General features: G+C 31.0%; 13 protein-coding genes. 4 read left to right on the top strand and 9 right to left on the bottom strand.

The window, feature by feature from the left end; all coding sequences use genetic code 11:
* The first annotated feature begins 130 nt into the window (after positions 1–130).
* The 3 genes from HMPREF9018_RS04390 to HMPREF9018_RS04400 all read left to right on the top strand — a co-directional run bounded on the left by HMPREF9018_RS04390 (position 131) and on the right by HMPREF9018_RS04400 (position 3,490).
* On the top strand, positions 131–919 hold the full coding sequence (locus HMPREF9018_RS04390; protein ID WP_036854058.1) for an acid phosphatase: 789 nt from the start codon (positions 131–133) through the stop codon (positions 917–919).
* Positions 920–963: 44 nt separating this feature from the next.
* Positions 964–2,118 carry an OprO/OprP family phosphate-selective porin gene (locus tag HMPREF9018_RS04395; protein ID WP_008448872.1) on the top strand — a complete coding sequence of 385 codons (1,155 nt, stop codon included), beginning with the start codon at positions 964–966 and terminating at the stop codon, positions 2,116–2,118.
* An 82-nt stretch (positions 2,119–2,200) separates the two neighbouring features.
* Positions 2,201–3,490, top strand: a complete 1,290-nt coding sequence (locus HMPREF9018_RS04400) for a histidine-type phosphatase (protein WP_008448734.1) — start codon at positions 2,201–2,203, stop codon at positions 3,488–3,490.
* A gap of 154 nt (positions 3,491–3,644) precedes the next feature.
* On the opposite strand, the gene HMPREF9018_RS04405 is transcribed toward HMPREF9018_RS04400, so the two are convergent.
* Positions 3,645–4,799, bottom strand: a complete 1,155-nt coding sequence (locus HMPREF9018_RS04405; protein ID WP_008448841.1) for a TlpA family protein disulfide reductase — start codon at positions 4,797–4,799, stop codon at positions 3,645–3,647.
* A gap of 237 nt (positions 4,800–5,036) precedes the next feature.
* Here HMPREF9018_RS04405 and HMPREF9018_RS04410 point away from each other — a divergent pair, with 237 nt between their 5' ends.
* The gene (locus HMPREF9018_RS04410; protein WP_008448776.1) at positions 5,037–5,999 is read left to right on the top strand and encodes a type I phosphomannose isomerase catalytic subunit; all 963 of its coding nucleotides are present in this window, start codon (positions 5,037–5,039) and stop codon (positions 5,997–5,999) included.
* A gap of 258 nt (positions 6,000–6,257) precedes the next feature.
* On the opposite strand, the gene HMPREF9018_RS04415 is transcribed toward HMPREF9018_RS04410, so the two are convergent.
* The 8 genes from HMPREF9018_RS04415 to HMPREF9018_RS04450 form a co-directional block, all read right to left on the bottom strand.
* Complete coding sequence (locus HMPREF9018_RS04415; RefSeq protein WP_008448851.1) at positions 6,258–7,430, bottom strand: zinc ribbon domain-containing protein; 1,173 nt, start codon at positions 7,428–7,430, stop codon at positions 6,258–6,260.
* Positions 7,431–7,472: 42 nt separating this feature from the next.
* Complete coding sequence (locus tag HMPREF9018_RS04420) at positions 7,473–8,180, bottom strand: glycoside hydrolase family 25 protein (protein WP_039864383.1); 708 nt, start codon at positions 8,178–8,180, stop codon at positions 7,473–7,475.
* 119 nt (positions 8,181–8,299) lie between these two features.
* Entirely contained in the window at positions 8,300–9,151 is an 852-nt protein-coding gene (locus tag HMPREF9018_RS04425) for a hypothetical protein (protein WP_008448748.1), read from the bottom strand.
* 32 nt (positions 9,152–9,183) lie between these two features.
* Complete coding sequence (locus HMPREF9018_RS04430) at positions 9,184–10,476, bottom strand: Na+/H+ antiporter NhaC family protein (protein ID WP_050773467.1); 1,293 nt, start codon at positions 10,474–10,476, stop codon at positions 9,184–9,186.
* Between the two features lie 22 nt (positions 10,477–10,498).
* Entirely contained in the window at positions 10,499–11,563 is a 1,065-nt protein-coding gene (locus tag HMPREF9018_RS04435; protein WP_008448815.1) for a LacI family DNA-binding transcriptional regulator, read from the bottom strand.
* Positions 11,564–11,618: 55 nt separating this feature from the next.
* The gene (locus tag HMPREF9018_RS04440; RefSeq protein ID WP_008448704.1) at positions 11,619–12,557 is read right to left on the bottom strand and encodes an EamA family transporter; all 939 of its coding nucleotides are present in this window, start codon (positions 12,555–12,557) and stop codon (positions 11,619–11,621) included.
* 24 nt (positions 12,558–12,581) lie between these two features.
* Complete coding sequence (gene truA / locus HMPREF9018_RS04445) at positions 12,582–13,349, bottom strand: tRNA pseudouridine(38-40) synthase TruA (protein ID WP_039864386.1); 768 nt, start codon at positions 13,347–13,349, stop codon at positions 12,582–12,584.
* Positions 13,350–13,371: 22 nt separating this feature from the next.
* Complete coding sequence (locus tag HMPREF9018_RS04450; RefSeq protein WP_008448860.1) at positions 13,372–14,943, bottom strand: ComEC/Rec2 family competence protein; 1,572 nt, start codon at positions 14,941–14,943, stop codon at positions 13,372–13,374.
* Between the last annotated feature and the right edge of the window lie 6 nt (positions 14,944–14,949).

A 14,949-nucleotide genomic window follows, 5' to 3' on the forward strand; every position in this document is an offset into this window, starting at 1 on the left:
ATAAGCACTTTAAGATAGTTGCAATTTATTATTTTTTAAAAATAACCAAATGCAACTATTTTTTTTATTCTCTTATACTATCTTTGCAACACATAAAAACATTTTTAAAAATCTATTAAAATTAAAACTTATGGTAAACAAAACTCTTTTTGTTAGCGTACTGACATTTTTTTCAGTAACAACATTTGCACAAAACTCTTCTAAGATTAAAGATGTTAGAACAAGACCTGATTTGTATTTTCTTCAAGATGGACAGCAAGCAAGCTCTTTAGATCTTCTTCCAGCTCCTCCAAAACAAGGCAGTGTTCAGTTTCTTTATGATGAAGCACAATACCAATGGGGAAAAATGCAACGTGATACTCCACGAGGCGATCAGGCTGTAAAAGATGCTCGTGTGGGTGGTGATGGTGTTCCACAGGCTTTTTCAGAAGCCTTTGGTGTAAATATTAGCAAAGAAACAACACCTGAAATTTATAAACTTGTTTTAAATATACGCGAAGATGCTGGCGACCTTGCTACACGTGGAGCTAAAAATCATTATATGCGCATTCGTCCTTTTGCTTTTTATAAAGAAATGACCTGCAACCCAGAACAGCAGCAGGAACTTTCTACTAATGGTTCCTATCCTTCTGGACATACTGCTATAGGTTGGGCTACAGCTCTTGTACTTTCAGAAATAAATGTAGATCGTCAAAACGAAATTCTAAAACGTGGATATGAGATGGGACAAAGTCGTGTTATTTGTGGATATCACTGGCAAAGCGATGTAGATGCTGCTCGTATAGTAAGTGCTGCAGTGGTAGCTCGCCTGCATGCTAATCCTGCTTTTCAAGCTCAAATGGCAAAGGCTAAAAAAGAATTTGCAAAATTAGTAAAAGAAGGAAAAGTTACTAAAAGTACTTTTAAAGCTTCGAATTAAAAATAAAACTTAAAGTATTATTAATCAACATATTTATCTAAGATATGAAAAGAAATATTGCAATTGCAATCTGTGGATTGCTCGTTAGTACAAGTACTTTTGCTCAAAAAGAATCGAAATTAGAAACGAAAGTTTCTGGTCGTATTCTTATAGATGCAGGTATAATGAAAAATAACAATGAAGAGTTAAACAAAAAACTAAACAATGGTGCAGCTATTCCTGATGCTCGTGTAGGTTTTAGTGCTAGATATGGCAAATGGAAAGCTAAAGTAGATATCGGCTATGCACGTCAAAAGCTCTCTTTGAAAGATATCAACATTGATTATAATTTCAATAAAGAGAACCTAGTTCGTGCAGGTTATTTTGTTCATCAGTTTGGTCTTCAGAGTGCTACTTCTTCAAGTTTCAAAATATCTATGGAAGAGCCTGAAGCTAATCAAGCTTTCTTTAATAGTCGTTTGCTTGGTGCTATGTTTGTACATTCTGGTGATAAAATACATGCAACAGCTTCTCTATTTGCAGAAAATGATGCTATGAAAAATTCTACCGATAAAATAGGAAATGAAGCATGGGGTGTTATGACTCGTTTTGTCTATCGTCCTTTTACCCAAAGAGGCAAATTATTTCATGTAGGAGTCAGTGGTGCTTTTGAAACTCCTCGTTACAATTCTGACGAAAAATTAAATCACAAAAGTTATACTCTTAAAGCATCATTCCCAACTCGTATTGCTAATGTAGAAGTACAAAAAGCCACTATCGGCAATGCTAAGAATTTATGGAAGATATCTCCAGAATTTACAGCAGCTTATGGCAATTTTGGTGTTGAAGGACAGTATTTCTATGTAAACATTACACGTGATAAAGAAATGCCAAACTATCATGCCTATGGTGCATACACTAACCTCCGCTTCCTTGTTAAAGGTAATGGTTATACATATACAAAATCTGATGCAGGTATTGCTACTCCTGATCCTGGTTCTATGGAATTAGTTGCAGGATACAATTATTCTACCTTAACAGACAATAAAGCAAATATTCGTGGAGGTAAAGTTAATGATTATTCACTTACATTCAACTATTACATTAATAAATATATGATTTGGCGTGTACGTGGCTCTATTACTCGTGCTACAGACAATGATGCCTTTAAAGATAACACATTCTCTATACTTGAAACTAGATTGCAGTTCAAATTCTAAGATCTAATATTTATCTATGTAAAAAGGAGTCTAATAGAAAATATAGACTCCTTTAATACAACAAATAACAAATTAAAGAAAAATGAAAAAACTAAATTCCTTTTTACTTTTACTTGCGCTTTCTTTACTTTGCCCATCAATATCTTTAGCACAGTTACAGCGCACACAAGACTTTAAGAGTAGGTACCAATTAAAAGAAGTAGTAATACTTTCTCGCCATAATATTCGTTCACCATTATCTACTAACGGCTCAACACTTAGTAAAATGACTCCACATCAGTGGACTAATTGGACATCTGCAGCAAGTGAATTAACTCTTAGAGGTGGTGTTTTAGAAACAGAAATGGGACAGTTTTTCCGCAAATGGACAGTAGAAACAGGTCTATTTAAAGAGAATCATGTACCTACCATTGATGAGGTTAATCTATATGCTAACTCTATGCAACGTTGTATAGCTACAGCTCAATATTTCTCAAGTGGCTTTATGCCTGTAGCTAACTTAAGCGTAAATCACCGCTTTGTACCTTCAAAAATGGATCCAATTTTTAATCCACGCCTAACAAAAACTAGTGATGCTTTCCGTATGCAAGCTATGAAACAAATCAATGCTATGGGAGGTAAAGAGGGATTAGTTGGCATTAACAAACAATTAAAAGAAAGTTATGCCCTAATTGCAAAGGTGTTAGATATGAAACAGAGTGAGTATTATAAAAAAGGTGAAATAAAAGATTTCACTTATGATGATACAAAGATTACACTTGATTTAAATAAAGAGCCTGGTATGAAAGGATCTTTAAAAAATGCTAATTCTGCAAGTGATGCCTTTATTCTTCAATATTATGAAGAGCCAGATGCTATGAAAGCTGCTTTTGGGCATAAAATAAGTCGTGAAGACTGGACCAAGATTGCAAAGATTAAAGATGTTTATGGAGATGTTCTTTTCACTGCACCTATTGTAGCTGCAAATGTTGCACATCCTTTATTACAATATATGTTTGATGAGCTAAACTCTGTAGGAAGGAAGTTTACCTTCCTTTGTGGACACGATTCAAACATAGCCAGTGTTAATGCAGCCCTTGGCGTAGAAGAATATAGTTTGCCTAATTCTATTGAAAAAAAGACTCCTATAGGTTCTAAACTAGTTTTTGAAAAGTGGGTAGATGCTACAGGAAAGGCGTATATTGCAGTAAATATAGTTTATCAAAGTACAGACCAACTACAAAAAATGTCTCTATTAGACTTACAACATGCTCCACAAGTTTTCTCTTTAAAACTAAAAGGAATTAGTCAAAATGCAGATGGACTATATTCTTTCGAAGATGTTAATAATCGTTTTAAAGAAGCTCTTAGGGCATACGATGATATCAAATAAATAAAATATTTTCATATAAATAGGTAAATACTGCACATTGCAGATATTTACCTATTTTTTTTATATTATTAGTATGTGCTCTACCCTAAAAACATAAAATATATTATTGCTTATATGATATATAAAAACTCCTTATCGTTTTAATTTTGTAATTTCATTTCTTTAATAATCTATCCATATAAGTATAAAACTCTTTGTCGTTACCTGCAAAAGATTTTATAACAGTTCCATTTTTATCTATTATAACTTTATATGGGTAGCCATATACCTTATATATTTGCTCTGCTATTCCATCTTCACTTCGTACATGTTGCCAAGGAAGTGCATATTTTATAATTGCTTGACGCCACTGTTTATCATCATCTTTACATGCCACTCCTATAATTTCTACCTGATCTTTATGTTGTGCATAAAAAGCTTTTAGCTTTGAGAACCCTTTTATGCACCAAGTACACCATGAACCCCAAAAATCTATTATTAGAAATTTACCTTTATATTGATTAAGTGTTACAAGATTACCATTAAGACCTTTCAAATTAAATTCTAATGCAGGTCGGCTCATTTCTATACGATTCTTAGTATAATAAGCAGCATTACGTTCTTTTACAAAAATATTATAATATTCCAATCCAAGTGCTATTTCCTTTTTTAATCTCCCCTCAGATATTTCCTTAGGATACATTGACAGAAGTTTAGGTATACTGTCTATGTTAGCACTTGCCATGATACCTAAAGTTCCTTCTTCATTTATATGTTCACGTATATACTTTACAGTTGCAAGCCCCTTTGCATAGTTTATTTCTCGACGAGCTTCCATGTTTTGTTTACGGAGTTTATTAACATTTCCACCAGCTTTTATACCTTTGTACATAAGTTGATCAGCTTGTGAAAATTCATTTTCATATACTCGTATAAAGTCTTTAGCTTTTCCGTATTGTTTATAGAAAGTAGTTCCTGTCCATGTCAACTTATAATCTTCAGATATAGGACCATATACTATCGCCTCTTCGTTTGGTACAAAGATAGTACTTAAAGTATAAAACTGTCTATCTTTTACTTGTAAAGTAGCTGCACAAGCATTTTCTAATTTAGCAAATAATATGAATTTTCCATCTTTTATTGGAGCTTCTTCGGTAATTATTTTTTGTTTTTGTCCTCTAATAATATATTCGCATATTAGAGTACCATTTTTAACATCTGTAAATGTACCTGATAGTTTGAAATTATACTGTGCAAGAATAGTATTACTTATTAATATTAATAACAGAGTTATATGTAATTTCTTTTTCAACCAGTATTGATTATTCATTTCTATTTTTATTGTAAAATAAATGTTTTTATTGTTAAATAACAAAAGTTATATATATAATCAAAATATATTTGTTTATGCAAAAATAATAATATTTCTTATTTTATGCAACTTATATAGAATGTTTCATTTTCTAAAAGAAGATAATATATATAGCAAATAGTTTATTTTTTTGTAATTTTGCATTACCATTATAATTTGTATAGAGATAATTAATTAGTTAAAACCTAAATAAAAATGTCATTATTAAAATTTCAACCACTCTTAAAGCAAACTATTTGGGGTGGAAACAAAATTGCTCCTTTCAAGAAAATAGATAATTCTCCTAAAGGAATAGGCGAAAGCTGGGAGGTGTCTGGAGTTCGTGGCAATGAGAGTATTATTGCTAATGGAGAGTATGCAGGTAAGAAACTTAATGAGCTTGTAAAAATTCTTAAATCAGACCTTGTAGGAAAAGATAACTATGCACGTTTTGCTAATGATTTTCCTTTGTTAGTTAAATTCATTGATGCTCGTGAACAACTTTCCATTCAAGTGCATCCTAATGATGAACAAGCACATAAAAAAGGTGAGTTGCGTGGTAAAACAGAGATGTGGTATGTTATGAAGAGTGAAGAATATGCTTCTTTACGTACAGGACTTACTAAATCTATAACACCTAAAGAGTATAAGGATATGGTAGAAAATGATACTATAACCGAAGCGTTAACAGAATATAAGGTTAAAGAAGGAGATGTTTTCTTTCTACCTGCTGGTCGTATTCACTCTATAGGTAAAGGATGCTTCCTTGCAGAAATACAGGAAACAAGTGATATAACTTATCGCATTTATGATTTTAAACGTGTAGATAAATTTGGAAACATGCGAGAGTTACATACGGAACAGGCTGCTGAGTGCATAGATTATACTGTTTATCCAGATTATAAAACTCATTATATACCTAAAAAAAATGAAGGGGTAGAAATAGTACGCTGCCCTTATTTTACTACATCAGTTTATGACCTTACAGATACCATGACGCTTGATTATAGCGATTTAGACTCTTTTGTTATTTTTGTTGGTTTAAATGGCAATGCTGTTATTACAGATGATATGGGCGAACGTGTATCCTTTTCTGCAGGAGAGTCAATACTTATTCCTGCTACTACAAAAAGTCTCAAAATAGAAGGCAGCATAAAGTTCTTAGAAACTTTTGTATAAAAAGAAATTATAAAAATCTTTTCTTTTAAAAGTAAAAGTACTATTTATATATGTATGTTTTATATAAAATGTTTTGTAAGCATCTCATAATATTAAAAATATAAGAAAATCTGAAAAATATTTTGTCTAAAAAACGTAAGTTCTTTAGGCAAAATTAATGAAATAATTATATCACACAAAAGTAATAAATGTGAGATGCTTACTTTTTTCTTATTGCTATTATGTTTAATACTCTATATTAACGATAATTATATGTGTTCAACTCCAGCTTATTTGTCTTATCTTCCCCGATTTTACCGTAGCTTTTATTAAATATCTTTTCAATCCTTTTCCTCCCTTTCTGTCAATAATCAGTTTTGCAGGTATTTTAAGCTGTACAGAACTATCGTTTCCTTCTTTAAAGATTATATTTTTAAAATCACTTAAATGCCAATTTATTGTTTTTACATCTGCCTGATATAGCTTATCATTCATATATTTAATAATATCTTTAGAAGTAGAGCCTGCTGCTCCTTGAAACTTTAACTTAGTCTCAACCACACTATTAATTTTATTTTTATTACGGGTATTGATGCCTACTAATAATTGTCTGACACAATAAAATGCTTTCTTCTTTTCTTCTTCCGAAATTATTTTAACGAAATCTCTATTTAATATCTCATGAGATTCTAATTTATAAAGACCATTAGGATGCTGAGCCATATAATGTAAATAAGCACTTTTTGTATTTAATAATATAGCCTTTTGCCAATCCATTTCGTCTATTTTAGATAATATTGCTGTTCTATAGGGAGATTTAGGATGTGCATCTAAATATTTCAATAATTCCTCGCGAGTACTATTGTCAATAATCTCCTCTAATTTTTCATTATTACCAATATACTTTCCTTTATTGAATGAAGAATTTATTATTTCTTTTTGCTTAATAGAAGATTTTGGGTATTTTCCAAGAAATTGCCTAAATAATGTAGAATCTTTTTCTTTTAATGCTATCTCGTATTCTTGTTTATCTGCTGTTTTACTTATATTTGTATATGTAAAAAACAAAATAACACTTGTTATAATAGTCATCATAATAGCTATTATAAGCGATTTATGAATATATTTCTTTGTTTTTTTTATTTTTGTTACTTCTTTTGATATACTTCTTTTTCGCTGTATATCTAATTCTCGCCTATTTACTATTAAATTTATATTTGGTTTTACCTCAATATTATCTTCCTGCTCTTTATCATTAACGTTAACGGAAGACTGTAAATCTTTTTCTTTTCTTACATAATGACAAAAAGGACATTGTTTTTCTTCTTTAATATAAAGCTTTCCACAATGAAAACACTTTATAATGTTCCCAGCTATTTCTACGCCACAATTTGGGCAAATAGGCGCTTTATCGCTCACTTGATGACCACATTCTGGACACTTAATTATCATAAGGTGACTTTAATATTAAATTTACACTCCGTTTTTGTAGACTTAATGCCGCCTTCTATATCTAATTTCACGTATGCTATGCCTTCCTAACAATCTACTCTTGTCAATATATCCATTAACCCCGCCGATATGTCCTTTACCTGTATACTGCCAAGCAAATATATCTCTACCATCTTTAAGCTCAGGCTCTCGCCCATTATATTGTGCTATAAATAGTTTATATCCATCTATAGAGCCTAAAAGATAGCGATTATAAAAATTAGTATAAGTATACACTAATGGACGAACACCATAAGCTTTCGTCATTAATACAAGAAATTTTTGCAAACTATCCTGCAGCTCATAAGTATATAATCCACCAGTTGTTTCAACATCTACCATAGGTATTAAGTCTTGATCTTGTGGGCGACACTGGGTGATAAAATTTCTAAGTTGTATTTCTTGAGGAATTTTTGGGCGATAAAAATGATATGACCCAACATTCATTCCTACTCTTTTAGCAGACTCTATGTTTTCCAAATAAGTTTTATCTATATTTGTTCCGCCTTCTGTTGCCTTTAGGTATACATAATTAATCTTATGATTGCTATTCTGTGAAATAGTTTCCCACCATACACTACCTTGGTAATGGCTCATGTCTATACCATGTATATGTCTACAAGTATCTTCACATTGTATATACGACTGTGCTTTCAGATTTCCGAAAACACATGTAATCATAATTAATAAAAAGAATATTTTAAATCTCATACCTGCAAAGATACAACTTTCTAATGACAATATTAAGATGAAAAACTATATATTAAGAAGTTTTTAGGCGTATTAATCTTTGAAAGGTTCTTAATAAAGCATTGTAAAATAAGCAAACTCTACTCTTCTATTTCTTTTAAACTTTTAGTAATGTTACTCATAAAATTGCTAATTGTCTCAGCCGGAAAGTATTTTATATATCTAAAACTTCGTCGCAAATTACGTCGTAAAATGGCATTGTTATTTTGAACAAACCCAAAAGAATTTTGTCTAAAATGCCAATCTTGAGCTGTGTCTTTTGCAAGATCTGAAATACTTTTCATAGTTAATTTATAGGCTTTAATTTTATACTCTCGTACAAAAGGTATTTCATCTTGTTCAAAATCAAAAACAGATATTAATATATTACCTTGTAATTGTGCCATTGATTGCAAAAAAATATAAGAAAGCCATTTCTCTAATTTAACAAAATCTATACGATCTCCTTTCCCCTGAGTTCTAAGATATTTTCCTAAATTAATAATACCTTCAAGAGTCATGCCACAATTAAGCATAGACTTAGAATTAGCTATTATAATTTTAAGCAAATCAATAGTTTCTACAGATGTATCAATGGAATGCAACTCGTTTTTGATAATATTTTGCAATCTATAATTAAGAAAGGTATTACTTAATCTTATATTTTCTTTAGGCATATTTATTGAAGGAGAAATAGATGCCTGTTTCGTCTTTTTGCTTATTATTGTTTTTATTTCTTTTGGTAAAAATACCTTATCCTCGCTTAAATACTTATTTATTCCAGAAACAAAAGTTGGCACAACACCTTGCACTTCTACCATTTGTAAAAGTCGTTTCCATTTAAAAGAAGACATAGGCTCTATTAAAGAATGAGTTCCAAAAGCACCATATCTCAATATATTGAAAAAATTACGCTCAATTATTGTTCTATTATTTATGTCTGCAACTTTCATATAGATTGATTATTTAAAAAACTAAATAAATTCTAATTAGAAAATTTTCGTGGATATTGAAATATAATCGATAGCGTTGCTATTAACCCTAATAGCATGGGATAATACAAATAAGGAATAATGCTTATAGGATTTATTTTAGCTAAGCCTGCCGCCATTAAAATCTGTGCTCCATAAGGTATCAAACCTTGTATGAAGCACGAAAAAGTATCTAAAAGACTTGCTACTTTACGTTTATCTACACCATATTTATCGCCTATTTGTTTAGCAATATCACCAACTGTAAGAATAGCTACAGTATTATTGGCTGTACAAATATTTACTAAACTTACTAAAAAGGCTATGGTTATTTCAGCACCTATCCTACCTTTAATATGCTTTGTTATATGCTGGATAATAAAATCTATACCTCCATTTTTACGGATAATCTCAAGAATTCCTCCAGCCATCATAGTTATTATTATAAGATCACCCATACCTAATATACCTTCTCTTACACAAGAAAACCACCCGAAAATATCATAAATACCACTAAAAACACCTATTAATCCTGTTAAAAAAAGTCCGATAGTAAGCACTACCATAACATTAAGACCACAAATAGCACATACTAAGACTGTCATATAAGGTAGAACTTTTAGATATTCTATAGGATAATTAGAAGGAGGTACATGTGTTTGAGTACCTAATAAAACATATAATATTAATAATATAAAAGCTACAGGAGCCACAATAAATAAATTCACCTTAAACTTATCACTCATATTACACCCTTGAGTTCGAGTAGCTATAACTGTTGTATCACTAATGAAAGAAAGATTATCTCCAAAGAAAGAACCACCTACTACAATAGCCAAAATAAAAGGAAGAGAACAGCCTGTGTTAGTAGCTATACCTGCTGCTATAGGAGCTAAAGCTACAATAGTACCAACACTGGTTCCTATACTAATAGAAATAAAACAAGATGCTATAAACAAGCCCATAAAAAGCATATTGCTTGGAAAAACTGAAAGAGTAAGGTTTACCATAGCATCGACACTACCCATAACCTTTGCCGAATTAGCAAAAGCACCTGCAAGAACAAAAATCCATAACATCATCATCATATTTTCAGAGCCTGCACCTTTACTAAACGTTTTTATCCGAACTCTAAGAGGAGTATGTTTAAAAATAGATATAGCAAATATACTCGAAAACATAAAAGCCACAATTATAGGCACTTTATAGAAATCATTAAAGATAATAGATGTTACTAAGTATAAGAGAATAAAAGCTATTAATGGACTAAGTGCTAAAAATCCTCTCTTTGAAGAAATGGTATGAATCTGTTTTTTCAAAATAATACTATTAAATTTGTGTTCTATGATAAAAGTCAATATTTTCTTTAGTTAAAAATTCTATTGGCATATAATTAACAATTTGCACCTTTCGCTTAAGTACTATATGCCTAAAAAGTGTTTCGATACTGGCAAAACCTTGCTGATAAGCATGTTGTGCAATTAAAAAAGAAATACTTCCTTTTTTTAAACACTCAACATTCTTTAATACCACATCATAACCTACTATTTGAATGTCTTTCTTGCTTTTCTTTAACAAATATTCCCCTACAAGATGAGCTTTTGAGTTAAGCGAAATACAATGGTGCACATCAGGATGCTCTATGAAAAAATCGTCTAAAATATATTCATATTGCTTCCTTTCCTCATCTAAAGGTAGATTAACCTCGTAAATATTAATTTCAGGATAATTATTTGCCATATATGCTCGTAACCCTTTCTCTCTATATTCTTGCTGACGAGAAGGCATTCTTCCTTCTATTGTTTGCTTTATAATTGCAATCGACTTTTCTGATTGTGTAAAAAGCATTAACATGTGAGCTGCAAATGAGCCACTTTGAAACGAGTCTTGCCCAAAAAAGGATAAAGGCTTAAGATCAGGCATATATGAATCAAGAAGCACAAAAGGGATATTTTTCTCATGAAGAACGTCAGTAAACTGTTGTGTAAGGTCTAATGTATAAGGTACAAGAATAACTCCATCTGGATTTTTTAAAAGACAACTTTGAAAAGTTTCAACAAAAGACTCTGAATTAAGACGACTATAATACATTATTTCCAAACTAATATTAAAGTCCCTACGCATCTCAACAGCTTTCATAGCTCCTTCTTCTATTTCGTCCCAATAGGCCTCACTCGCATGTTTTGGTAAAAGTATATAAAAAGTATAACTCTTATTATATGCTAAGGCACTAGCATAAACATTAGGTTGATAATTCATTTCTTTCAAAACCTTTTTTACCTTTTTAAGGGCACTAACGGAAACATTAGGCCGCTTATGAATAACTCGATCTACTGTTCCTACACTAACTCCTGCACGTTTTGCTATATCTTTTATCCTAATTTTTTCCGTCATAATGTTTAATCATCTTTTAAACTCTCTACAAAAGTAAACAAAAAAATAGAAATACTTAACAAGAACCTATCCAAAGAAATACCATTCCTGTTAAAATAAAAACTAAATCTATTATTTTCGCTTTTAAATTTCTTTCCCTCAAAATGATAGCTCCACATATAAAAGATACTATAACAGAGCCACGACGTACCATTGAAACAATAGAAATCATTGCCCCTGGTAAGGATAAAGCATAAAAATAAGCAAAGTCAGCTACTGACAAAAATACTGAAATAAATAAAATAGTCCATTTCCAATGAAAGGCATTTTGTTGTTTAGTGAAAGCTAATGTGTTTTTTAATCCTTTGATTTTGTAAATTATCAAAATAATAACCATCAATAAACATTGATATAAATTATACCAACTTTGGGTAAACATACGCTCAAGCCCCACTCCACCGTCATTAGGTTTTGCCATTAAATACTTATCTAATAATCCACTACAAGCACCTAACAAAGCTGAAAATATAAGAAATAATATCCAACGATTATGCCTAAAATATATTCCTTCATTTTTTCCACTACGAGACAATAAAAATAAAGAAAATATAGACAAGCTAACACCTATCCACTGCCAATAATTTAGTGCTTCTCCAAATACTATCATAGCACCTATCAAGGTAATTATTGGACGAGTGGCATTTATAGGTCCTACTATAGTAAGTGGCAAATGAGCCATTGCGAAATAACCAAATAACCATGATAGTAACACTATAATACTTTTAAGCAATATCCATCTATGTTCTTCCCACGAACCTATAGTTACATAGAACATAGAATCTTTATGAATTTCAGAATAATAAGATAAAATAATTAAAGGTAAAAATATTAATGAACAAAAAAGAGTATTTAGAAATAAAACAGGTATAACATCATTATTGCGCAATGATACTTTCTTTGAAGCATCATATAGTCCTAATAAGGTAGCAGAAATGAAAGCAAAAATAATCCACATAATTTTCTTAATATCCTATAGCTCTTAATACTCTATATCCCATAAAAATAATGCATTCCCAGGCATACTTTCACCAGCATCGCTACGAGAGCCAGTATCTACTATGGTTTTAAATTTTGTTATAGACATCTTACCACGCCCTACAGCTATTAAAGTTCCTACTATTGCACGCACCATATTACGAAGAAAGCGATTAGCAGATATAATAAAACACCAGTTCGTAGGCTTTATGTCTGTCGATGATAATGTAGAAAGCTCTGGATAAATAGGTTTCCAATATGCTTCAGTAATATTACATATAGTAGTTTTCACATCAGCACCCGTCTTACAAAAACACTTAAAATCTTTTTTGCCGATAAGATATAATGCTGCTTCATTCATTAAATCAAAATTGAGATTATAACCCACATAACAAGAATATTGTCTATTATAAATATCTTTTTGCAGATGAAGGTAATAATGGTACGTGCGCTTAATAGCAGAAAATCGAGCATGCATATCATTAGATACAGGAATTATAGAGCTTACTGATATATCATGAGGCAAAAGTCTGTTAAGACGATAAGATATTTGCATGTTATCAAACTTACTTTTCATATCAAAATGAGCCACCATCATACGAGCATGCACACCTGTATCTGTACGTCCTGCTCCTATTATAGATATTGGTTGACGCAATAAAATTGTTAAAGCCTTCTCCAAAGTTTCTTGTACCGATGAACCATTAGGCTGTATTTGCCAACCATGATAATTATTGCCATCGTAAGATAATGTAATAAAATAACGCTGCATATACATGCAAAGGTACTACTTTTTATCTAAATCTTATTTCTCGATTAAAGAAACTAATAACTAACAATAAAATAATAAGCATAAAATAAACTAACACTACTTGATATGCTGTTATGTTTCCTACAAAAATAGAAGCCATAGGTAACGATGAAAGCCAATGAAGAGAATTATTAAGAAAGGTTGTAGTAAGATAAAGCACTTGCCCTAACAGCCACTGCAAAGGAGTTAGCCATATAAAAACAAAGAAAAACACACCTGCATAAAGTATTATTGTAGTACATGGAATAGCGATAAAACTACTTAAAAAGAAATAAGTAGGCAATTTAGAATAATAGAAAGCTATTAATGGAGCTGTGCCTATTTGAGCTGATAATGTTATTGTAAACATTTGGAATATTCTCGTAAATATTTTATATTTACATAAAAAGCCTTTGTTTAACAATTTATTAATTTGCGGATAATATAAAAGAATGGAAACTATAGCAGCAAACGACAATTGAAAACTTACATCAAACAAAACAAATGGATCATAAAGAAGTATACAAAATGCTACTACCGATAAAATATTTATAGATACTTTTTTACGCCCTAATAAAGCTATAAAAGAATAAATAGACAACATTAACGCTGAACGTACTATAGAAGGGGAAAAACCTACAAGGAAAACATAAGCCCAAATAGTGATAATAAGAAGAAAATGCTTTATTTCTTTCAATCTAAAAAATAACGAAAGATTACCTAAGCCTGAAAAAAGAAACCACAAAATAGAATAAATAATGCTAAGATGCAAACCTGACAAAGCCATAACATGAGCAGCACCAGTAATAGAATAATCTTCCTTCAAACTCTTTTTAATATAAGATCTATCTCCAAGCATCATAGCAGAGACTACTGCCAGCTGATTATCATGAATAACTCTTTGTAACATACTTACACAATGCGTTCGTAACACTTTGGCAAATAATAACGTCCTGTCTATATAGCTCATGGACGACAAACTAACTTTTTCCTTTTGCCACTGACTATCAAAAATAAATAGCTCGGCACTATATCCATGTAACTTTAGGTATTCTGCATAATCGAAAGAAGAGTTGGCAAAATTAGTAGGAGCTTCTAATTCTCCATAAAGCAAAACTCCATCTGCTAAATGCAAAGTAGAATAATGCTTGCTAATAGTATCACACAAAATAGATGTCTTCACCTTTAAAGTTTTTCTCTGAAGAAATATCAATATATCAGCCATCATAACCTTACCATGTCTTGTAGGCTCTGTGAGCATTACTGCTTTATAAAAATGCTTGCCTTTTGGTAAGGTTTTGCTAAGTCTTAAATAACAAAAAGAAGAATACCACCCACCTACAATAGCCACAAGTATAAAAACAGATACACTTTGCCATAATTTTTTCTTCCTTAAAAATAAACAAAGAAAAAAACTTGCAACAAGCAATATACCCCAAAAGTAAAACGACGTTATAGTACTACAGCTATAACCCACTATAATCCCAAGAATAAAAAATATAACAAGTCTTAATACTGGATATAACTGTATATCAATACCTTGTGAATGTTGATGAGTAATAAACTCTGTATCCATAACAAA

It is taken from the genome of Prevotella amnii CRIS 21A-A, from assembly GCF_000177355.1.
Classification (GTDB): Bacteria; Bacteroidota; Bacteroidia; order Bacteroidales; family Bacteroidaceae; genus Prevotella; species Prevotella amnii.